Annotated in this window: 23 protein-coding genes; 16 read left to right on the top strand and 7 right to left on the bottom strand. The window is 62.2% G+C overall.

Annotated elements, in window-relative coordinates; translation table 11 throughout:
* Positions 1–4: 4 nt before the first annotated feature.
* A complete protein-coding gene (locus MXB90_RS13660; protein WP_250045807.1) occupies positions 5–1,309 on the top strand; it encodes an HlyD family type I secretion periplasmic adaptor subunit in 1,305 nt (434 codons plus the stop codon).
* Between the two features lie 149 nt (positions 1,310–1,458).
* Positions 1,459–1,959 (top strand): hypothetical protein, encoded by a 501-nt coding sequence (locus MXB90_RS13655; RefSeq protein WP_250045805.1) that lies wholly within the window; start codon positions 1,459–1,461, stop codon positions 1,957–1,959.
* Positions 1,960–3,185: 1,226 nt separating this feature from the next.
* On the opposite strand, the gene chrA is transcribed toward MXB90_RS13655, so the two are convergent.
* Both chrA and MXB90_RS13645 read right to left on the bottom strand, forming a co-directional pair.
* Positions 3,186–4,403, bottom strand: coding sequence for a chromate efflux transporter (gene chrA, locus MXB90_RS13650; protein WP_250045804.1), 1,218 nt, complete (start codon positions 4,401–4,403; stop codon positions 3,186–3,188).
* The gene (locus tag MXB90_RS13645) at positions 4,400–4,714 is read right to left on the bottom strand and encodes a PadR family transcriptional regulator (RefSeq protein ID WP_250045803.1); all 315 of its coding nucleotides are present in this window, start codon (positions 4,712–4,714) and stop codon (positions 4,400–4,402) included. The genes chrA and MXB90_RS13645 overlap by 4 nt, the downstream gene beginning before the upstream one ends.
* 90 nt (positions 4,715–4,804) lie before the next feature.
* On the opposite strand from MXB90_RS13645, the gene MXB90_RS13640 reads away from it, so the two are divergent.
* Positions 4,805–5,590, top strand: a complete 786-nt coding sequence (locus MXB90_RS13640) for a sulfite exporter TauE/SafE family protein (protein WP_250045801.1) — start codon at positions 4,805–4,807, stop codon at positions 5,588–5,590.
* A 39-nt stretch (positions 5,591–5,629) separates the two neighbouring features.
* A complete protein-coding gene (locus tag MXB90_RS13635) occupies positions 5,630–6,400 on the top strand; it encodes a sulfurtransferase (RefSeq protein ID WP_250045799.1) in 771 nt (256 codons plus the stop codon).
* A 243-nt stretch (positions 6,401–6,643) separates the two neighbouring features.
* Here MXB90_RS13635 and MXB90_RS13630 read toward each other — a convergent pair whose 3' ends face one another.
* The 5 genes from MXB90_RS13630 to MXB90_RS13610 all read right to left on the bottom strand — a co-directional run bounded on the left by MXB90_RS13630 (position 6,644) and on the right by MXB90_RS13610 (position 9,905).
* A complete protein-coding gene (locus tag MXB90_RS13630; protein ID WP_250045797.1) occupies positions 6,644–7,048 on the bottom strand; it encodes a hypothetical protein in 405 nt (134 codons plus the stop codon).
* Entirely contained in the window at positions 7,045–8,364 is a 1,320-nt protein-coding gene (locus MXB90_RS13625) for a recombinase family protein (RefSeq protein ID WP_462982309.1), read from the bottom strand. The genes MXB90_RS13630 and MXB90_RS13625 overlap by 4 nt, the downstream gene beginning before the upstream one ends.
* A 5-nt stretch (positions 8,365–8,369) precedes the next feature.
* The gene (locus MXB90_RS13620) at positions 8,370–8,870 is read right to left on the bottom strand and encodes a DUF2924 domain-containing protein (protein ID WP_284040842.1); all 501 of its coding nucleotides are present in this window, start codon (positions 8,868–8,870) and stop codon (positions 8,370–8,372) included.
* Positions 8,854–9,102, bottom strand: coding sequence for a hypothetical protein (locus tag MXB90_RS13615; protein WP_250045793.1), 249 nt, complete (start codon positions 9,100–9,102; stop codon positions 8,854–8,856). Before MXB90_RS13615 ends, MXB90_RS13620 begins: the two co-directional genes overlap by 17 nt.
* Before the next feature lie 125 nt (positions 9,103–9,227).
* Positions 9,228–9,905: an XRE family transcriptional regulator gene (locus MXB90_RS13610; RefSeq protein ID WP_250045792.1), complete on the bottom strand. Its 678-nt coding sequence runs from the start codon at positions 9,903–9,905 to the stop codon at positions 9,228–9,230.
* Positions 9,906–9,947: 42 nt separating this feature from the next.
* On the opposite strand from MXB90_RS13610, the gene MXB90_RS13605 reads away from it, so the two are divergent.
* The 12 genes from MXB90_RS13605 (at position 9,948) to MXB90_RS13550 (ending at position 19,441) form a co-directional block, all read left to right on the top strand.
* Positions 9,948–10,694 (top strand): hypothetical protein, encoded by a 747-nt coding sequence (locus tag MXB90_RS13605; RefSeq protein WP_250045790.1) that lies wholly within the window; start codon positions 9,948–9,950, stop codon positions 10,692–10,694.
* A 196-nt stretch (positions 10,695–10,890) separates the two neighbouring features.
* The gene (locus tag MXB90_RS13600) at positions 10,891–11,103 is read left to right on the top strand and encodes a helix-turn-helix transcriptional regulator (RefSeq protein WP_250045789.1); all 213 of its coding nucleotides are present in this window, start codon (positions 10,891–10,893) and stop codon (positions 11,101–11,103) included.
* A complete protein-coding gene (locus MXB90_RS13595; protein WP_250045787.1) occupies positions 11,103–11,411 on the top strand; it encodes a hypothetical protein in 309 nt (102 codons plus the stop codon). Before MXB90_RS13600 ends, MXB90_RS13595 begins: the two co-directional genes overlap by 1 nt.
* Positions 11,412–11,438: 27 nt before the next feature.
* Positions 11,439–11,924 carry a hypothetical protein gene (locus MXB90_RS13590; protein WP_250045786.1) on the top strand — a complete coding sequence of 162 codons (486 nt, stop codon included), beginning with the start codon at positions 11,439–11,441 and terminating at the stop codon, positions 11,922–11,924.
* A 68-nt stretch (positions 11,925–11,992) separates the two neighbouring features.
* Positions 11,993–12,571, top strand: coding sequence for a hypothetical protein (locus tag MXB90_RS13585; protein ID WP_250045784.1), 579 nt, complete (start codon positions 11,993–11,995; stop codon positions 12,569–12,571).
* A complete protein-coding gene (locus MXB90_RS13580; RefSeq protein WP_250045782.1) occupies positions 12,571–13,317 on the top strand; it encodes an ATP-binding protein in 747 nt (248 codons plus the stop codon). The genes MXB90_RS13585 and MXB90_RS13580 overlap by 1 nt, the downstream gene beginning before the upstream one ends.
* A gap of 21 nt (positions 13,318–13,338) precedes the next feature.
* Positions 13,339–13,836: a DUF669 domain-containing protein gene (locus tag MXB90_RS13575; protein WP_250045781.1), complete on the top strand. Its 498-nt coding sequence runs from the start codon at positions 13,339–13,341 to the stop codon at positions 13,834–13,836.
* A gap of 65 nt (positions 13,837–13,901) precedes the next feature.
* Positions 13,902–14,276 carry a hypothetical protein gene (locus MXB90_RS13570; RefSeq protein WP_250045780.1) on the top strand — a complete coding sequence of 125 codons (375 nt, stop codon included), beginning with the start codon at positions 13,902–13,904 and terminating at the stop codon, positions 14,274–14,276.
* A complete protein-coding gene (locus tag MXB90_RS13565; RefSeq protein WP_250045778.1) occupies positions 14,276–15,220 on the top strand; it encodes a PDDEXK family nuclease in 945 nt (314 codons plus the stop codon). Before MXB90_RS13570 ends, MXB90_RS13565 begins: the two co-directional genes overlap by 1 nt.
* Positions 15,214–16,950, top strand: coding sequence for a DEAD/DEAH box helicase (locus MXB90_RS13560; RefSeq protein WP_250045775.1), 1,737 nt, complete (start codon positions 15,214–15,216; stop codon positions 16,948–16,950). The genes MXB90_RS13565 and MXB90_RS13560 overlap by 7 nt, the downstream gene beginning before the upstream one ends.
* On the top strand, positions 16,947–17,171 hold the full coding sequence (locus MXB90_RS13555) for a DUF6511 domain-containing protein (protein WP_250045773.1): 225 nt from the start codon (positions 16,947–16,949) through the stop codon (positions 17,169–17,171). The genes MXB90_RS13560 and MXB90_RS13555 overlap by 4 nt, the downstream gene beginning before the upstream one ends.
* Entirely contained in the window at positions 17,171–19,441 is a 2,271-nt protein-coding gene (locus MXB90_RS13550; protein ID WP_250045768.1) for a PriCT-2 domain-containing protein, read from the top strand. Before MXB90_RS13555 ends, MXB90_RS13550 begins: the two co-directional genes overlap by 1 nt.
* The last annotated feature ends 218 nt before the right edge of the window (positions 19,442–19,659 follow it).

The raw sequence follows: 19,659 nt of genomic DNA, 5'->3' as shown, positions 1-19,659 counted from the left end.
AGACATGGCTGAGATGGAATTCAAGCGCCTGGCGCGTGAGATGGCTGGCCGCGAAGGTCTGGCTGGCTCGACCGTTCTCTTCACGATCATCGCGCTGGTCGTGGCACTTCTTGTTTGGGCCAATTATGCCGAACTGGACAATGTCACGCGGGGCGAAGGCCGCATCATCTCCTCGGTGCAAAACCAGATGGTGCAGGCGGCCGAGGGCGGGGTGATTCTGCGCCGCTATGTCTCGGAGAATACGACGGTCCAAGAAGGTGAAGTCCTCTTTGAGATCGACCCGGTGGATGCCAGCAGCGAGCTCAATCGCCTGAGCCAGCGCCTCGCCGCCCTGGACATCAAGGAATTACGGCTGCGCGCTGAAATCGAAGGGGGCGACTTTGTCATTCCCGCAGAGCTGAATGCGCGCTCTCCCATGGTCGCGCTGACGGAGCAGAGCCTGTTTGCGGCGCGTAGGGCAGAGCTTGCGGGTACGCTTGCGGTGCTCGAACAGCGCCTGCAGCAGCGCCAGCAGGATTTGCGGGGCGCAGAGGCCGTCGTAGGCACATCCGAGCGCACTGCAGCGCTGCTTGAGGAAGAGATTGCGGTGGTGGCGCCGCTAGTCAAAGACAATATCGCGCCCGCGACGCGCCTCTTGGAGCTGCAACGTGAGCTGGAGCGCACAAAGGGTGAGGGGGACCGTGCTGCGGTATCTATCGAACAAGCGCGCTCCGGCATCCGCGAGCTTGAAACAGAAATCGCGAATGCAAAGGCCAACTACAGCTTGAAATCGAAAGACGAGATCAACACGGTGGTGGCCGAGCAGAGCGAACTGCGCGAAGCGCTGCCGCAGCTGGAAGAGCGCGTCAGCCGGACGGTTATTCGTGCTCCGATGCAGGGTATCGTCAACAGGCTGAACTTCCGTACGCCCGGTGGTTTTGTGAATACCGGTGATGTTGTTCTGGAACTTGTGCCCACAGGCGAGGCGCTGGTGATTGAGGCGAAGATCGCGCCTCAGGATATCTCGAACATTCTGCCCGATGACGCCGTGCGTATCCGCCTGTCGGCTTATGACTCTGCGAAATACGGAACGGTTGACGGCCGCGTTTTGCGCATTAGCCCTGATGCGGTGGTCGATGAGCAAAACGGCGGGGCCAGCTATTACACAATTGATGTGGCGATCGAAGGTGAGCTTCTGGTGGATGGGGAGCCGGTCACCTTTATTCCCGGCATGACTGCCACTGTTGACGTGCTCTCCGGTAAGCGCACCGTGCTTGAATATATCTGGCAACCCATGGCGAAGGTGCAGGAACTAGCTCTGAGGGACTGAGGGACTGAGGGACTGAGGGACTGAGGGACTGAGGGACTGAGGGACTGAGGGACTGAGGGATCAAAGTCGGGCGTGGGCACATGATGGATCAAAAGCTGCCAATACAGGAGACAGTCGGAGGGGCGGAGGCACCTTCCTCAACCTTTTTGATGCAGACCTTCACGGCGCGCTATGATGCGATCGAAGACCGGATTTGCCTCAACGCAGTTGACGCAAGCGGGGCCAAGCAGGCGATTTATCTCACGCGGCGGCTGATGGATCAGATCATCCCGGTGGTAGTCAAGCATCTTGAGGAAAAGACGCCAGAGGGCGTTCCTGCGGATCTCGTCCAGTCGATGACGCAGGAACGTGTACGGCTGGCGCGCAAATCCGAGCCACCGGCAGAACCAGTGCAGGCCGATTTTGAGACCCCGCGCTGGCTCTGCACCACGATCCAGATGCAAAAACAGCCCGCGGGTCTTGCGGTGACACTCACGGGTGACGCCACTTGCAAGGCGCAGATACCACTCGCCGACCCGCATCTGCGCACCGTCCTCGACATCTTCCGCAACAGCTATGCCAAGGCCGGCTGGGATCTGCGTGTGTTTCCAGATTGGCTCGGGTCAGAGCAGGCCGGCGCGGGGCAGGGGGCACAGAGCAGGCTGAATTAATCATGCGCCGATACTGTCGAAAGCTTCTTGCACTAAGTTCAACAAAAACAGGGGGACTCATCACCGTATGACTTGGGCTGGCAAAAATGTGTTCCAAGCCCCTTGGGGCGAGGCAACAGTCAAGGGAAAATTGCTTCGTCTATGACAAACCGCAATCTTCTCCAATCAGTCGAAGCGTGTAACAAGCCTGCTAAAGCGATGTTGGGCGCAAGCTCCTTTGAATATCCGTGCTTTGATACCAGGATGAGCGGCAGTCCTGTCCTCATTTGTCTTAGCATCATGAGAGCCGTGTGAAGCGTTAGCGGATCATTGAACGCATCAAAATCGAATAGGGCAAGTGCGGCATCTGGTTCAAGGCCTAGAGCCAACATGTCAACTACATCCGAACTCGCGGGAAGCCAGCGGAGTTCAGCTCCTAGGGAGTGTAAACCAGCGGCCGCCTGTTCCAAGCCGCCGCAGGGCGTTCCAACTAGGAGACATTTTAGGTCCAAGGTGGAGCTAGGTGCCGTTTGGAAATCTGATCCAGGATTTATTGCGCTCGATCTAAGTAAAATGTTGCTGAGGTCGATATACCGTTTGCTTAGCTTTCGTGCCATCAACTTCGTTCCAAGAAGCCGAGTGCAGCTGCTTTTTCGCCAAGAAAATTCGAAAAACGGAAACTTTTGCATACATTATTGCTTAATCCAAGGTTCAAGAATAAGCTAAATAGCTTTGGTCTGCGCTTTGTCTCTTTGGATATATTGTCCTAATCTATCTGAGGTATGCAATCGGGTGGGTGTGAGCACGAGAGAGGGTTCGCTACCAGACCCATCCCCTCCGCCACTTGCACATCGCAAACTCGAGATGAGGTCCCGGACGGAGCCTTTTTTCTTTTTTTTCAAAGGGGTTTAGCGAGGCCATCCGACTTTCGGAGACTGGCGTTTCGGCCAGAATTGGTCTCTGAACGCCCTTCGTCTCTTTCCATCCGCCCTTCACCAAAATCGAGACGGTTTAAAAAAGTGATTTTCTTTCAGTGTGTTGACGAAATCGAACTGCGCCGCAGTTGAGGCGGGTTCGTCTGCTCCCGGTGCGAACAGAGGCACCCGAAGGCGGCGTAGTTGAGCGGGGCGGAGCGCATGTCAGCGGCAGTTCGGGCACAGGGGTTCCGCAGGTCTCAACTGAGCGGGAAGCTACGTTCGCTTCGGCAAGCACGAACAACTGTCATGTTGCCTCGGCTCAGATGAGCCTCAGGCGATCAGCGCCAGTCCCACACCGCCGACCGCCGCAACAATGACAACCACCCAAGGCGGGGCCTTCCACGCCATCAGCAGGACGAAGCATGCGAGCGCCAGCGCGAAGTCTCGCATGTCCCCGATGGCGCTGGTGAACACAGGCGAATAGAGGGCCGCACCGAGGATCCCCACAACCGCTGCATTCGCGCCCTGCATCAGCGATTGGGCCGGTGCCATCGCGCGGAACCGATCCCAGAACGGCAACACGCCGATCAAGATCAGAAAACCAGGCAAGAATACAGCCAGCAGGGCCAAGGTCGCACCAAGGATGCCGTTCGGCTCTGGCCCCAGCACTGCGCCAAGATAGGCGGCGAAGGTGAAGAGCGGCCCGGGCACCGCCTGCGCGGCGCCGTAGCCGGCGAGAAACTGGTCCGGTGTGACCCAGCCGGGTGCTACGACTTCAGCTTGCAAGAGCGGCAGGACAACGTGACCGCCACCGAAGACCAGCGCACCGGCGCGGTAAAAGCTGTCGATCACCGCCAGCGACTGGCTCTGGCCAGCAGTCAGCGGAAGCAGGAAAAGCAGCGCGAAGAAAACGATCATCGCTGCGGCCGCGATCCCACGCGACACCGGCATGGTGACATGCCCGCCGACCGGCGTTCCCGAGCCGCGTCCTAAAGCCAGACCTGCGAGCGCGCCGAGCAGGATCGCACCGACCATCCCGAATGCGCCGGGCAAGAACGCCAGCATGATCACGGCACCGACAGCGATTGCGGCGCGCTCCCGGTCTGGGCAGAGGTTCTTCGCCATGCCCCAGACAGCCTGTGCGACAATCGCCACCGCGACAATCTTGAGGCCGTTCAGGGCCCCCGTTCCGACAGGGCCCGAGATTGACGCCGCCGTCATCGCAAAGACTAGCAGCAGCAGCGCCGAGGGCAACGTGAAGGCAGTGAAGGCTGCAAGCGCCCCGAGCCAGCCCGCGCGCATCATGCCAAGCGCAAAACCGACCTGGCTTGAGGCCGGACCGGGCAGGAACTGGCACAGCGCCACCAGATCAGCGTAGGCGTGATCGCTTAGCCACTTCCGCCGAGTGACCAATTCCTCGCGGAAGTAACCCAAGTGCGCAATCGGCCCACCGAAGGATGTCAGGCCAAGTTTGAAAAAGGTGGAGAAGACTTCGCCTGGTGTTCCCTGCGCAGGTTGCGTCTCATGTGCTTGCTTCTGTTCTGTCATTCTTTTCCCGCCTCGCCCTTCAGTTCCCGCAAACGAACCTGCGCCACCGCCAGCCCGTCGCGTCCTTTTTCCGTGATCGTGTAAAACTTTCGCGACGTACGTCCTTCGCGCTCCGTGTTGCTGGTCAGGTAGCCATCCCGCTCCATTTTCGAGAGCATTGGATACAGTGTGCCCGGCGACAGTCGGTAGCCGTGCCGCGCCAACTCGTCGATCATCCACTGGCCATAGACCGGGTGGTGCGCTGCATGGTGCAGGATGTGCAACCGCACCAGTCCTGACAGCAGATCATGATGCTCCATGCGCTCGAGCAAGTCAGTCACCTTTCGCTTTCGTTATCGACATTCGATAAACCATCCCCTATCCTTTCCGTCAATCCCCGCATCCCCGGAGCGCACGGCTTCATGGACATCCTGTTCGTCGCACTTGTCGCTTTCCTCGCCTCGGGGTTGACGCTCTTCTCTGGTTTTGGGCTTGGCACTATCCTGATGCCGGCCTTTGCCCTTATGATGCCGGTCGAGGTGGCAATTGGCGCCACCGCACTGGTTCATCTGGCCAACAACCTGTTCAAACTGGCGCTTGTCGGACGACAGGCAGATGCGCGGGTGCTGTTTCGCTTTGCTGTCCCTGCTGCACTTGCCGCCATGCTTGGTGCGTCACTTCTGGTCCGGTTGTCTGATTTGCCGACGATCACAGCCTGGGCGGCTTTCGGTAACGAATACCGGATCGAAGCGCTGCCGCTGGCCATCGGCACGTTAATCGTGATCTTTGCGCTGCTGGAACTGTCCCCCGCCTTTTCTCGACTGAAATTCCCGGCGCGGTTACTCCCGCTGGGCGGGCTGATCTCCGGGTTCTTCGGTGGCCTGTCGGGCAACCAGGGCGCATTCCGGACCGCCTTCCTGATCAAGGCTGGGTTGACGAAGGAAGCCTTCATCGCCACCGGTGTTGTTGCAGCCGTGATCGTCGACGCTACACGGCTGAGCGTCTATGGCTTGTCGCATCTCACCAGCAATTTTGCGGCCCTGACGCCGGATGTCTGGACGGTGGTTGGCGTCGCCACGCTCTGCGCCTTTCTTGGGGCCTTCATCGGGTCGCGCATCCTTAACAAGGTCACGCTGCGCGGAGTTAAGATCATCGTTGCACTCACGATGATCGCTCTCGGTCTTGGTCTGGCCATGGGGCTGATCTGACAGCACCGATATTCTTCAACCCAACAATCTGGAGAAAGCATGCACATCAACCCACTCGTCAACGACGCCGACCTTGCCGCGCTCGGACCTCTCCGGCTGATCTATGTGCCCGCTGCCGATGAGCGCCCTCAAGGGATGCTCAACGTTCCGATTGAAGAGTGGGTCGAGACCGCGAAACGCAGCCCGTCGGGCCTCGACGATCTCGCGTACTGGCAGCGCGAATTTGAAGCGCTTGGAGTGGCAAAGGATACCGTGAGCGTCGTTCTGGATGACGGCCGAATGACCGAAGCGGCGCGGGTCTGGTTCATGCTGCAATATTTCGGCCTGCCTACGACTGTGTTGAACGGCGGGATTGCGGCGCTGTCCACCTTGCCGCCGCAGGCGGGCCGCGCCACTGTTTCCTTGCAACTATCGCCCGGCAGCGGTGTGGTGGGGCTGGCGGAGCGTACCGGCCTGAAGGCCGATCTGCCCGACGTGCAGGTCTTCGACGCCCGCACGATACAGGAACATGCAGGCGTCGATCTGAAAGGCAATGCGCGCGGTGGCCACCTGCCGGGCGCTGCATTGCTGGCCCATGGTGACCTCCTGGACGGCCGACACCTGAAACCCGCCGGCGAGATTGCGCAAATGATGGACCAAGCCGGCATCGACGGGAGCAAACCCGTCGTCACCCATTGCAACGGCGGCGGCCGGGCCGCTTTGGCAGCTCTTGCGGCGGTTGTCGCAGGACGGGGCGATGTGCGGGTTTATTATCTCAGCTTTGCCGATTGGGCGGCGGACGAAAGCTGCCCGATTCACCTGCCAGATTGAATTCCGTCAGTCCGCGGTATCGCTGCCTGTCCGTGACTAATCGCGGCAGCCCCGTCCAACGTCGGGCAAGTTCCCGATAAAGCGGTTACGGTGCGGTCGATGTTTCACGTTCTCGAGGGCTCGATCCGACGATCTGGCGTCAGCAAGTTGGTTGCAGCAACTGAAACTACGTCCTCGGGGAACTGAAGAACTGGGCATGTCCAGCATTCGGGGATGTCTTGCCAAGGAACCGTTTTGGGCCGTTCATGTCGTTCTGGGCGGTGCCTCCCCGACCGCCCGTCCCACCTGTTCCCCCCAAGCCTCACTCGCCAAGAAGCACAGATCATAGAGGCTGACCGCCGTCGCCTCGCGCCCGCAGGTCAACCGCTTCAGCACTTCGGGCGCCAGATAGGCCAGCCGCAGCTGGCGGCTGACATGGCGTTCCGCCAGTCCCACGGCCTCGGCAAGTTCCTGAATGGTGGCGAACTCACCGGCATCCATGCGCCGCCGCCACCCCCATGCCCGGCCGATGGCCCGCAGGATGTGCGGATCCTGCGCCTGGTCCTCGCTGGGACGGTAGTCGGCGGGCGGCATGATCTTCGGCCGCCCATTCTTCTTGCGCACGTTGAGTGGGATCAGCACTCGGATCGTATCGTCTGGCTTGGTCATTCTGCAGCCTCCATCCTGCGCGGCGCGACCATCTCGCGGACGACCCCCGCGATGCCTTCTCGCCGAATGTCAACCTCGAGCCCGGCCATGGTCACTGTGACACGCCGCACCAGCAACTGGATGATGCGGGCCTGTTCGACCGGGAAGAGTTGCGACCATAGGGCATTGAACTCGTAAAGGGCTGCGATGGCATCCGCCTCAGATGCGCCGCCGCCGTCGCGTTTCAGTGCAGCCAACACTTGCGTGACCACCTCCGGCGTTTGCAGGATGCGCCGAACTTCGGTCACGACCGCGTCCTCGACCATTCCGGCGGCAAGCCGCATCGGCGCGGTCTCCTCGCCGGTCTCGCGGTTCCGGATCACATCCATGGAAACGTAGTAGCGGTAAAGCTTGGTCCCCTTTTTCGTGCTGGTCGGCGTCATGGCGGCGCCATTTTCGCTGAAGATCAGCCCCTTTAGCAGTGCTGGCGTCTGCGCGCGGCTGTTGTTGGCCCGCTTTCGGGGGCTTTCCTGCAGGATGGCATGGACCTGATCCCAAAGGTCCACATCGATGATGGCGTCATGCTCGCCGGGATAGGATTTGCCCTTGTGGAGCGCCTCGCCCCGATACACGCGGTTGTTCAGCAGCCGGTAAAGATAGCCCTTGTCGATCAGCGTGCCCTGCTTGTTACGGAAGCCCTCCCTGCGCAGTTCCCGCGCCAGCACGGTCGCGGACCCCAGATCAATGAACCGCTGGAAGATCCGCCGCAAGTTGGCGGCTTCGGCCTCGTTCACCACCAACTTGCGGTCCTGCACATCGTAGCCAAGCGGCACATAGCCCCCCATCCAGATGCCGCGCTTGCGCGAGGCTGCCACCTTGTCGCGGATGCGTTCGCCGATGACCTCGCGCTCGAACTGGGCGAAGGACAGCAGGATGTTCAGTGTCAACCGCCCCATGGATGTTGTCGTGTTGAAGGACTGCGTCACTGAGACGAAAGTCACGCCGTTGCGGTCGAACACCTCGACCAGCTTAGAAAAATCCATCAACGAGCGCGACAGGCGGTCGATCTTGTAGACCACCACGACGTCGATCAGCCCATCGTCGATGTCGGTCAGTAACTGCTTCAGGCCGGGCCGGTCCAGATTACCCCCCGAGAACCCGCCATCGTCATAGCGTTCGCGCGTGGCGACCCAGCCCTCGGACTTCTGGCTGGCGATGTATGCCTCGCAAGCCTCCCGCTGGGCGTCGAGGCTGTTGAATTCCATGTCGAGGCCTTCCTCGCTCGACTTGCGGGTGTAGATGGCGCAGCGCAGGCGGCGGTTCGGCTTGGTATCCATCTGCATCATGCCTCCTCCCGCTTCCGCTCGCGCAGGCCAAAGAAGCGGTAGCCGTTCCAGCGGGTGCCGGTGATTTCGCGGGCGACGGCGGACAGCGACTTGAACTTGCGACCCTGCCAGTCGAAGCCGTCCTTCAGGACCGTGATCGTGTGCTCTACGCCATCCCACTCGCGAATAAGCCGAGTGCCGATCACCGGATTGCGGGGATCCATGATCTGTTGTTTGCGCCTGCTATGTCCCTCCACCTCGTCGGCTAGGAGGTCCAGCATCCGCCGTGTTTTGCGGTCGGGGCCGCCATAGGCCAATTCTTGGATCCGGTATGCGATCCGGAATTCGAGGAAGGCCCGGCTGTTGTTCGGAGAGGATGTCCCGATGAGTTTTTCCCATTCGGCCTTCAGGTCCTTGACCGACATGGCTTTTAGGGCAGCAAGGCTCGAGAGCACTGTTTGACCTCTTGCCTTGTCAGGGTCAGACTTGCCACTGGTTATCTTATTGGTTCTGCGCATGAATTCCTCCGATGCGGATGCGTTTTGCACGACGACCACCGCTCTTTCGGGGCGAGAAGTCCACGAAACTGTCTCCATCGGCGGCAGATAAAGAACTGGACTTCGCCGCATTCAGGCGAACGACGCCAGCAGCAAGGATGCGGCCGAGTTCTTCAAACCTTGTGCGTGCGGACATCTTGTCGGGACATAGAGGATTGGGCCCCGAAATCGGGGTGGACAGCATGTCAAGCATTGGGGCACCTTTCGAGTTGGTGGCCCATGTGGGCTCCAAGAAGCGCTGATATTCAAGTTAAAACAGAGGCTTGAAGGGGTGCTGCGGGGTGCTGCGTAGATGGTCGTGCTTGCCTGTGGTCCGGGTCAGATTTCCCGCGCAAACCAGCGAATCCGCCCGATGATGTTAATCTCTTCGGCGGTCCGTTCATACTCGGGGTAGTGCTTGTTGTCGGATATGACCCGCACGGCGGGCGGGTCGCTGTTCGGCACATGCTGCAGGCGTTTGGCGACCAGCCCCATGCCGTCGTCGAGTACGAAGATGCCCGGCGGATTGGGCGCGCGCTTCGTCATGTCGACGAGGACCGTATCGCCATTGAGCAGGGTTGGTTCCATGCTGTCGCCTTCGACAGTCATGATCCGCAACTGCGACGGCGACGCCTGGAGGCGGTGTTTGATCCAGGATCGGCGAAAGTGATAGGCGCGACCCGAGGGTTCCTGCTCGTCCAGGACGACGGCGCCGCCGCCCATCGAAGGGCGGACGCCGGCATGTGTGATCGCGACGAAGCTGTCGTCAGGGTTTTCGATGAAGGGCGAGTCCCCTTCGACCCCGCCAATTCCGTGGATCAGCCAATCCAGATCGACCTTCAGGACGCGTGCGACCTCGGCCAGGCGGTCGAGCCCCGGCCGCGTCGAGCGACCGCGCAGGATGTCATAGACAAAGGACCGGTTCACGCCGGCCATTTCGGCGACATGCGCGGGGCTGAGCCCGAGCTGGTTGGCGCGGGCCTGCAGGCGGTCTGCAAGCGTGTGGTGTTCAGTCATCTTATCCCCAGACGAATGTGGATATTATAGGATAGGATTGGATTGATCCGAGAAGGTCAAGGGGCTAGAACGAAGTCAGAACATTTTCGCGGGGGGAATCGGACGAAAATGCAGATCGAGAAGGCATATTTCACGATCCCGGAGATCCTCAGCAGGTGGCACATTACCGAGGATGATCTGGTTTACCTTGCGGAGAATGATGAGCTGCGGCTTTCGATTCGCGTGTTCGGCCTTCCGCTGGAGTTCGGCGATTACGAAGAGGACGGGCAGGGGCGGCCGTTCCGGATCCCGTTCGATCGGCAGTATTTCAGCGGGGTGATCGATCTGCATGCCTGTGATGTCTTTCATCTGTTTCGGTCCGGCGAGGCTCGTCTGAGCGACTTCCGCGCGCCCGATGCGGGATATGTGACGCTCTGGGGCGAGGTGGAGCCGCACTATGTGGTGATCGGGGATCTTCTGATGCGGCGTGCCGAGCGCGACCGCTATGAAATCAAGTCAGGTTTCTCTGCGGGCAGGCAGATCGAAGACCGGACCTTCATCGCTTCGCGCGACTATTCGGAGGTCCGCTGCAACGGCCATCGGTTTCAACTGGGCCCGATCCAGGCCGCGGTCGTGCAGGCTCTGCATCGTGGTGCGCAGGCGGGCCAGCCCTGGCAGAACGGGAAATCCATCCTGTCGGAGGCGCGTTCGAAAAGCCTGCGGATGTCGGATGTGTTCAAGTCCAAGAACAACTGGCGCGATTTGATCCGGTCCGATCGGCGCGGGAACTATCGGCTCAACATCGACTGACCATGCGGCGCCCCCTGTGGAAGGGGACGACAGGGGGATCGGCTGGGGGATGGAGGGGGATGACGATCCCCCTCTTTGCATTTTTCGATATGTTTTCCGCGTGATGTTGATCCCCTCCCGCATCCCCCGGTGATCCTGACGACATCCCACAGTCGAGTTTCGCATTTTGTCTTCAGGCACCGACCTGGAGACGACGATGCAAGAGAAGATCTGCTTCACCCAAAAGGAGCTGGCACGGCGCTGGACCTTGTCCCATCGCACACTGGAGCGCTGGCGGTGGTCAGGCCAAGGCCCGGCCTACATGAAAATCGGCGGCCGGATCGTCTATCGGCTCGATGACGTCCTGGCCTTCGAGAAAGAGCGGCTGCAGCCGGCCGGTGACCACGGCCATGCGACGAGGGTTGCGTGATGGCCGTTGTTGTTTCCGAAATCACGCTGATGGCTTGGGTTGATGTCGCCGAGCCCGGCGCGCGGCTGGCCTATCACACGGGATTTCTGGTTGTCGATACGACAGCCAATGTCTCGAAACTCGCTCGAACCGAACTTGAGGGGCTGCGGGCCACCGCTGACGCGGCTTACCGGCTTTTCGAACTGGGCCGTATCCATCTCGTCCAGGAACGGCTGGGCCCTGATCGGTTCGCCTATCTCGCCATCGCCCGCCCGCAAGAGGGCGCTGCCCGATGCGCCGCCGTGAAGCAACTCGCTGCGGCTGCCTGATCCATTCAACGAAAAAAGGGAAATCCCATGACTTACCCCGACAATGCCCCGCGCGTGGAGGACATGATCAACATGCCCACCGGAGAGATGGCGCAATTGCCCGTGGAGCTGCTGGCCTGCCTGCAGGCTGAACTCGACCACGCGGGCAAGCAGCTAAAGGCTGCGACGGCACGCCTCAATGCCGCCCTTGAGGTGCGCTACGCAACCCGCGCGGCCGAGGCGCGCCGGGCCTGTTGCAAGGACACCGGCACCGTCCGGCTGGTTGATGGCGATTACACGGTGGTGGCAGATTTGCCGAAACGCGTCGACTGGGACCAGGAGAAACTGGCGCAGATCGCCGCCAATATCGCCGCTAGCGGTGAGGATCCGGCCGAGTTCATCGACAGCAGGTTGTCTGTTTCCGAGCGAAAATACGGCTCGCTGCCCGAGGCCTGGCGCAAGGGGTTCGAGCCCGCGCGCACGGTAAGGACGGGCACGCTAAAGGTCACGCTCGAGCCGAACGAGGCCGCGTGATGACAGAGCTTGTATCCATTCCGGCCGGAGCGGCGGACCTGCCAAGCCTGATCGACCGTGCCGCCAGCATGCTTGCCGGTGCAAAGACGGCCGCCGAGGTTCTCGAGGCGCGCGAATTCGCTGGGCTGGCCTATGATGCCGCCAAGCGTGCGTCGCGCTTGCAGCGTGCCAAGTCCGCCCATGACGATCTGATCGCGGCAGCACACCGGGCGCAGGCCGATGCGCTGGAAATCGAAGCCACCGCCAAGCGCCGTCTGGCGGATGAATACGACGCGGCGCAAGCACGGGGCGAAGTCGCCCGACTTGGGTCCAACCAGACAGAATTGGGTGTTCCCAACGGAAACACCCGGCCGGCCACGGCCAGTGAACTGGGCATGTCGCGCAAGTTCATCCACGACGCCCGCCTGATCCGCGACGCGGAGGTGGCGGATCCTGGCATCGTGCGCCGCACCCTTCCTCCCAGCGCCAGCGATCCGATCGCCGATCTCGATCTGCTTGAAGACGCGCGGTGCTACATGGGGCGCAAGGCAATGGAAAGCCTCGCCGAGGCTGACCGGCTCGATGCGCTCTGCGCGGAAGTGACCGCCACACCGGCAAACCGCCCGCAGCCAGATTTCGACGCAAATCCTCACGGAGACCCACACTGATGGCCATTTCTCTCGCATCCCTGCGCATGACCTCGGCGCTGACGCCGCCGCGCATCCTGATCCACGGTGTTGCCGGGGTCGGCAAATCCACCTTCGCGGCCGATGCAGACCGGCCAGTGTTCATCATGACTGAGGACGGGCTCGGCAAGCTGCAGGTCCCGCATTTTCCGCTGGCGACGAGCTACGCGGAAGTGGCCGGGGCACTCGATGCGCTCCTGACCGAGGACCACGACTTCGGCACGGTGGTCATCGACAGCATCGACTGGCTGGAGCCGCTGATCTGGGCCGAGGCCTGCCAGCGCAATGGCTGGCCCTCCATCGAAACCCCCGGCTTCGGGAAGGGCTATGCCGAGGCGCTGAATATCTGGCGCGAATACCTCGACAAGCTGAATGCGCTGCGTGACCAGAAGGGCATGGCGGTCATCCAGATTGCCCATACCGACATCAAGCGCTTCGATAGCCCGGAACACGAGCCCTACGACCGCTACATGATCAAGCTGCAGGCCCGGGCCTCGGCGCTGCTGCAGGAGCATTCCGATGTGGTCCTCTTCGCCAACTATCAGATTTCGGTCGCTAAATCCGATGTCGGCTTCAACAAGAAGGTGACCCGGGCGCTCGGGTCCGGTGCGCGCGTCATGCACACCGAGGAGCGCCCCGCCTTCCTCGCCAAGAACCGTTACGGCCTGCCGGAAACGCTGCCCCTCAGCTGGGCCGAGTTCATGGCGGCCATGCCCCAATCCGAATGATCGCCCCGAAAGGACAAGACCATGGCACGTTTTGATACGTCCTTTGACGCCACCAGCGTCGAGCCCACCACCGCCTACGAGCTGCTGCCTGCCGGAAAATACCGCGCCCAGATCGTCGAGAGCGAGATGCGCGTGACCCGCAACGGCATGGGCCAGTTTCTCTGGTTGATGCTCGATATCCTCGAGGGCGAGCACAAGGGGCGGAAGATCTTCGATCAGCTGAACCTCGTGAACCCGAACCCGACCACCGTGGAGATCGCGCAGCGCACGCTTTCGGCAATCTGTCACGCGACGGGCAAGATGCATGTCAGCGACAGCGAGGAACTGCACCTGATCCCCATGACGATCCAGGTGAAGATCAAGCCGCCGAAGAACGGCTACGGCGAGAGCAATGCCATCGCCTACCTGCCGCCCGAACGCGCCGCAACGGCCCGTGCTGCCAAACCGACGCCCGCTGCGCCCGCGACACCGGCAGCCCCGCCCAAGATGACGTCTGCTCCCTGGAACAAGAAGAGCTGAGACCCCGCGCCGCCCTGATCTGGTGACAGCCGGGGCGGTGCCTCCCGCAATCTGAGGACATTCCCATGACTGACATGAACAACGCGGCCGCCGAGGGAAACCTTGGGGCCGCGATCAGCTCCGGCTTGCCTGATGATCAGCGCCGGTTGATCGAACTCGACGACGCCATCGCCAAGATCCGCACGCAGATCGCGACGGCTGATCTGGCCCGGCAGCGTGGCCACAAACCCATCGACCCGGACTGGTTTCATCGGGCCCGTACGGCACTCCGGCATCTGAGCCGCGAACGGTCAGAACTGCTGGCCCGGGGAGCAGGCCGCCGTCGCCGTGAAAAGCTGAAGGACGCCCTGATCGGCGTGCTGCGCGAGCGCCATGACCCGGAGACGTGGGATGGCATCCTGGCTGAGGCTCAGGCCCGCAGCGAACGGGAGGGGCTGTGATGGCTGAGCTTCCCGAAGCCCCCACGCCGACGCTGACGGCGATCTATGCCGACTACGAGGCCCGTCAGGGCGATGGTTTTCGTGACCACCTTGGTGCCTCGATCATCGGCAAATCCTGCGCCCGGGCGCTCTGGTACGATTTCCGCTGGGTCACGCCCGCACGCCATTCTGGCCGCCTGCTGCGCCTCTTCGAGACCGGACAGTTGGAAGAGGACCGCCTCGTGCGCAACCTGCGCGCCACCGGCGCGACCGTGCTCGAGGTCGATCCCGAAACCGGTCGTCAGTTCCGTGTCGAGACCCATGGTGGCCATTTCGGCGGATCGCTGGATGGCGTGGCCATCGGCATCCTCGAGGCCCCGAAGACCTGGCATGTGCTCGAGTTCAAGACCCACGGGGTCAAGAGCTTCAATGAGTTGACAGCCAAGGGCGTGGTGCTGGCCAAGCCCCAGCACGCCGCCCAGATGCAGATCTACATGCACCTGACTGGCATCACCCGCGCTCTTTATGTGGCGGTCTGCAAGGACACCGACGCGCTGCATATCGAGCGCATCGAGTCCGACAGCGCCATGGCAGAACGTCTGCTGGACAAGGCAGGCCGGATCATCTTCGCCCAGCATCCGCCCGCACGGATCAGCGAGGACCCGGCCTGGTTCGAATGCCGGTTCTGCGACCACCATGCTGCCTGCCACGAGGGCGGTGCGGCGGCTGTGACTTGCCGGTCCTGCCTGCATTCGACGCCGGTGGATGGCGGTTGGCACTGCGCCCGCCACGACCGGGTGCTGGCCCCCGCGGAGCAGCGTGCGGCCTGCAACCGCCATCTCTTCATCCCCGATCTCGTCCCGGGTGAGGTCATCGATGCGGGTGACGATGTCGTCACCTACCGCATGGCCGATGGCTCGACCTGGGCAAACGACGCCCGAACGACGGAGGCCGCGCCATGCTGACCCTGCGCCCCTATCAAGAGGCCGCGATCGCTTCGATCTATGGCTATTTTCAATCCCACAAAGGCAATCCGCTGGTGGTGATCCCGACCGCCGGAGGCAAGTCGCTCGTCATGGCCGCCTTCATCGAGGGCGTGCTGAAGGCCTGGCCTGACCAGCGCATCCTGATCGTGACGCATGTGCGAGAGCTGATTGCCCAGAACCATGCCGAGATGATCGGGCTCTGGCCCGAGGCTCCGGCAGGCATCTACTCGGCGGGCTTGGGCAAGCGCGAGGCACAGGCCCGTATCCTCTTCGCGGGCATCCAGTCGATCCACCGCCGCGCCCAGGAGGTAGGCCACACCGACCTGGTGCTGATCGATGAAGCGCACCTCATTCCCGGCGACACCAGCACCATGTATCGCCGGTTTCTCGATGGGCTGGCGCGGATCAACCCCGCGCTCAAGGTGATCGGGCTGACTGCCACGCCGTTCCGCTTGGACAGCGGCATGCTGCATGAGGGCAAGAACGCGCTCTTCACCGACATCGCCTATGAGGCCCCAGTCCGCGATCTGATCGACGCCGGCTATCTGAGCCCGCTGGTGTCGAAACAGCCCGCCACGCGGCTGGATGTCTCGAAGGTCGGCACCCGCGCAGGCGATTTCATCCAGCGCGATCTGGCAGCGGCGGTCGACAAGGAGGCCATCACCCGGGCAGCGGTCAGCGAGATCATCGAGCACGGCCGCGACCGGAAGTCCTGGCTGGCTTTCTGTTCGGGCGTCGAGCATGCGCGCCATGTGGCTGAGGAGTTCGCCCGCCAGGGCATCACCTGCCGCACGATCTTCGGCGACACGCCGAAGGGGGAGCGCGATGCCATCGTCGCCGCTTTCAAGCGTGGTGAAATCCGCGCGCTGGCCTCGATGGGGGTGCTGACCACCGGCTTCAACGCCCCCGCCGTCGATCTGATCGCACTGCTGCGCCCCACCAAGTCAGCCGGCCTCTATGTGCAGATGGTCGGCCGTGGCACGCGCCTCGCGCCGGGCAAGGAAAACTGCCTGGTGCTCGACTTCGCCGGCAATGTCCGCCGCCATGGGCCGATCGATCTGGTGCGGCCCCGACGGCCCGGCGAGGCCGGTGGCGGCGAGGCCCCGACCAAGGTCTGCCCGATGTGCGAGAGCATCATTGCGCTCTCGGCGACGGAATGCCCGGATTGCGGCCATGTCTTCCCGGCACGTGAGGTGAAGATCGCCCCCACGGCAGCCACGCTGCCCGTCCTTTCACCGAAAGTGCAGTGGTTGACGGTTCACGGCGTGTCCTACAGCCGCCACGACAAGCTCGGCGGGCGGCCCTCGCTCAAGGTGACCTATAGCTGCGGGCTCAAGTCCTACAGCGAATGGGTCTGCATCGAACATCAGGACTATGCGCGCCAGAAGGCCGCCGAATGGTGGCGCAAGCGCGCCCCGGGCTCCCCGGTGCCGCTCACCGTCGATGAGGCAATCGCTCAGGCCAAGCATCTCGCAAGCCCCAGTGCAATCTCGGTCCGCCCCTCGGGCCGCTACGTCGAAGTCTCCGGCCACAGGTTCGACCCATGCCCCAATCCCACCCCGGCCTCTGCGCCGTCTGCCACCGGCAACCTCGTGGGTTTGGCTGGTTCGACCGGGATTTCCGCCTCTTCGACCCGCGCCGCGATGCCAGCCGCAGGCACCTCTGCAGCCGGGCCTGTCAGGACATCTGCCATGGGAGGAAGGGCATGATCGATCCGACCCCGAACGAGGCCGTGGCGATGACCGTCGGCGGCCAGATGGGCGGCGAGTATCTGGAAAGCATCGGGAAATCCGATCTTGCCACCCTGACCGAGACCGAGTGGGACCGCTTCATCGATGCGGTGGTAACCGGATATTGCGACCACCTGCGTGAGCTTGCGGCCAAGGACCGCAAACGCCTCGACGCCATGACCCCCGAGGTGCCCTTCTGATGGCTGACACATCCTTCATGGCGCGCTTCGGCGCGCGGCTCGTCACCAATGGCTATGCCATCCTGCCGATCGGGCCGGGCACCAAGAAGCCTGGCCGCTTCCAGCGCGGGGCATGGGCGGATTACCCGGAATGGAACCGTCATGCCGAGCGCGGCACCACCGAGGTCGAGGTGGCTACTTGGTCGTCTTGGCCGGATTGTGGCGTTGGCATTGTCGGCGGCGCTGTCGCAGCCGTCGATATCGACATTGCCGATAGCGCGGAACTGGCGCTGCAGATCGAGCGCCTAGCCAGAGAGCGTCTCGGTGACACGCCTGCCTTGCGGATCGGCCGGGCCCCGAAGCGGATGTTGGTCTATCGGACCGCCGAGCCCTTCCGAGGCATCAAGCGCCATCCATTGGAGGTGCTCTGCCTCGGACAGCAGTTTCTGGCCTATGCGATCCACCCCGACACGGGTGCTCCCTATGCCTGGCCCGAGGAGGGGCTGGCGGATATCGACATCACTGACTTGCCGGAAATCTCGTCTGAGGCTGCGACCGCTTTCCTCGACGAGGCCTATGCACTTCTGCCGGAAACGCTGCGCCAGCGGGGGCTGGCGGCCATGTCGCCACCACCGGAAATCTCACGCGGTCACAGTCAGATAGGTACCTTGCCGGCCATCGAGGCGGCGCTCGCATGGCTCCCGAATGCGGAACTGGACTACGACAGCTGGATGCGGATCGGCATGGCCCTGAAGGGGGCGCTCGGCGAGGCTGGGGCGGACATCTTCGCCGACTGGTCCGCGCAGGCGGCAAAGGATGTTCCAGCCACCACCATGAAGGCTTGGGCCAGTTTCAAGCCCGACCGGATTGGCGCAGGCACGATCTATCATCTCGCGATGGAGCGCGGCTGGCAGCCCGACCCTGACCTTCGTCTGGATGGAAGCATGCCCGAGGCAGGTAATCATCCGGCGGCCGGGCTGCTGGCCAGGCTGGATGTGGCGGCAGGCGAACCATTCGCGGCCCTGGCTCAGCCGGCGTTCTCGCTGGCAATCCCCGATGGGCTGGTCGGTGATCTGACGGATTACATGCTGACAACCGCCCGGCGCCCACAGCCGCTGCTGTCGCTCGGGGCCAGCCTTTGCGCCATCGGTGCGCTTATGGGGCGGAATTACCGGACGGAGAGCAACCTGCGCTCGAACCTGTATGTTGTGGGCATCGCGGACAGCGGCTCGGGCAAGAACCACGCCCGAGAAATCATCAACGAGACCTTCTTCGAGGCGGGGCTCGCCCATCACCTTGGGGGCAACAAGATCGCCTCGGGTGCTGGGCTTCTGACCGCGCTGCACCGCCAGCCTGCGATCCTGTTCCAGATCGACGAGTTCGGCATGTTCCTGTCGGCGGCAGCGGACCGCAAGCGCAGCCCGCGCCACATCACGGAAATCCTCGACAACATGACCGAGCTTTACACGGCAGCGGGCGGGATCTTCCTCGGCGCGGAATACGCCAACCGGGACGGCACGAACGAAAGGCGCGACATCAACCAGCCCTGCCTTTGCGTCTATGGCACCACGACGCCGCTGCATTTCTGGGGCGCGCTGCAGGGGGCGAACGTGGTGGATGGATCACTGGCCCGTTTCCTGATCCTGCCCAGCGACGAGGACTACCCCGACGAAAACATCGCCGTCGGTATCCGGCAGGCCCCGCCCGCGCTGATCCAGGGGTTGCAGCTGATTGCGGCGGGTGGGGGCGGCGCAAAGGGAAACTTGACCGGCAAGACGGCGGGTCAGAACACGGCCGTAAACCCGATGATCGTGCCGATGACGGAAGAGGCCCGCGCCCGGTTCCACCAACTCAGCGTCGAGCTGACGGAGGAATTGCGGGCCGCGGCTGGCACGGCTTTCACGGCGATCCTCGCTCGCATTGGGGAAAATGCCCTCAAGCTCGCGCTCATAGTGGCAGTAGGGCGCAATCCGGCCCGGCCGGAGATCGAGATCACAGCGGCAGACTGGGCCATCAGCTTTGTGCGGCACTATGCACAGCGGACCATGGAAGCCGTCGAGCGGCACGTCGCGGACACCGAGACCGAGGCCCACCTGAAGCGGCTGAAGGAGATCATCCGTGCGTCCGGAGCAAAGGGGATCACCAAGTCCGAGATCACCCGGGCCTCACAGTGGCTGAAATCGCGTGATCGGGACGAGATCCTGCTCACCCTGATCGAAAGCGGGGATATCACCACCGGCATGCGGGATACCGGCGGTCGGAGGGCCATGGTCTACCGGTTGCTGACGTGATTTGGGGGGCTTCCTTCAAACCCGGGTTTTTTTTCAATTGAAGGAAGTTCGGGAGCAACTGCCTGTAAAGGAACGGGATTTTGACTTCCTTCACTTCTTTCAATCTTTCAAGAGGATCCCTGTATGTGTGTATCCTCGCGCGCGCGGTTAAAATAAGGATGAGGTACCTCATGAAATAATTGAAATATTGAAAGAAGTTATATTATATATAGAGATCA

Source organism: Phaeovulum molybdatiresistens, from assembly GCF_023544865.1.
Lineage (GTDB): Bacteria > Pseudomonadota > Alphaproteobacteria > Rhodobacterales > Rhodobacteraceae > Pontitalea.
Note: the sequence above shows the minus strand (reverse complement) of the source record. Positions and strands in the feature narration are given on the sequence as shown.

Excerpts from the sequence above, each read along its gene's own strand:
- MXB90_RS13635 (WP_250045799.1), top strand. The coding sequence starts at position 5,630 with ATGCACATCAACCCACTCGTCAACGACGCCGACCTTGCCGCGCTCGGA.
- MXB90_RS13655 (WP_250045805.1), top strand. The coding sequence starts at position 1,459 with ATGCAGACCTTCACGGCGCGCTATGATGCGATCGAAGACCGGATTTGC.
- MXB90_RS13640 (WP_250045801.1), top strand. The coding sequence starts at position 4,805 with ATGGACATCCTGTTCGTCGCACTTGTCGCTTTCCTCGCCTCGGGGTTG.
- MXB90_RS13630 (WP_250045797.1), bottom strand. The coding sequence starts at position 7,048 with ATGACCAAGCCAGACGATACGATCCGAGTGCTGATCCCACTCAACGTG.
- MXB90_RS13550 (WP_250045768.1), top strand. The coding sequence starts at position 17,171 with ATGGCTGACACATCCTTCATGGCGCGCTTCGGCGCGCGGCTCGTCACC.
- MXB90_RS13560 (WP_250045775.1), top strand. The coding sequence starts at position 15,214 with ATGCTGACCCTGCGCCCCTATCAAGAGGCCGCGATCGCTTCGATCTAT.
- MXB90_RS13610 (WP_250045792.1), bottom strand. The coding sequence starts at position 9,905 with ATGACTGAACACCACACGCTTGCAGACCGCCTGCAGGCCCGCGCCAAC.
- MXB90_RS13620 (WP_284040842.1), bottom strand. The coding sequence starts at position 8,870 with ATGCGCAGAACCAATAAGATAACCAGTGGCAAGTCTGACCCTGACAAG.
- MXB90_RS13580 (WP_250045782.1), top strand. The coding sequence starts at position 12,571 with ATGGCCATTTCTCTCGCATCCCTGCGCATGACCTCGGCGCTGACGCCG.
- MXB90_RS13585 (WP_250045784.1), top strand. The coding sequence starts at position 11,993 with ATGCTTGCCGGTGCAAAGACGGCCGCCGAGGTTCTCGAGGCGCGCGAA.
- MXB90_RS13555 (WP_250045773.1), top strand. The coding sequence starts at position 16,947 with ATGATCGATCCGACCCCGAACGAGGCCGTGGCGATGACCGTCGGCGGC.
- MXB90_RS13575 (WP_250045781.1), top strand. The coding sequence starts at position 13,339 with ATGGCACGTTTTGATACGTCCTTTGACGCCACCAGCGTCGAGCCCACC.
- MXB90_RS13660 (WP_250045807.1), top strand. The coding sequence starts at position 5 with ATGGCTGAGATGGAATTCAAGCGCCTGGCGCGTGAGATGGCTGGCCGC.
- MXB90_RS13625 (WP_462982309.1), bottom strand. The coding sequence starts at position 8,364 with ATGGATACCAAGCCGAACCGCCGCCTGCGCTGCGCCATCTACACCCGC.
- MXB90_RS13595 (WP_250045787.1), top strand. The coding sequence starts at position 11,103 with ATGGCCGTTGTTGTTTCCGAAATCACGCTGATGGCTTGGGTTGATGTC.
- MXB90_RS13570 (WP_250045780.1), top strand. The coding sequence starts at position 13,902 with ATGACTGACATGAACAACGCGGCCGCCGAGGGAAACCTTGGGGCCGCG.
- MXB90_RS13590 (WP_250045786.1), top strand. The coding sequence starts at position 11,439 with ATGACTTACCCCGACAATGCCCCGCGCGTGGAGGACATGATCAACATG.
- chrA (WP_250045804.1), bottom strand. The coding sequence starts at position 4,403 with ATGACAGAACAGAAGCAAGCACATGAGACGCAACCTGCGCAGGGAACA.
- MXB90_RS13565 (WP_250045778.1), top strand. The coding sequence starts at position 14,276 with ATGGCTGAGCTTCCCGAAGCCCCCACGCCGACGCTGACGGCGATCTAT.
- MXB90_RS13615 (WP_250045793.1), bottom strand. The coding sequence starts at position 9,102 with ATGCTTGACATGCTGTCCACCCCGATTTCGGGGCCCAATCCTCTATGT.
- MXB90_RS13600 (WP_250045789.1), top strand. The coding sequence starts at position 10,891 with ATGCAAGAGAAGATCTGCTTCACCCAAAAGGAGCTGGCACGGCGCTGG.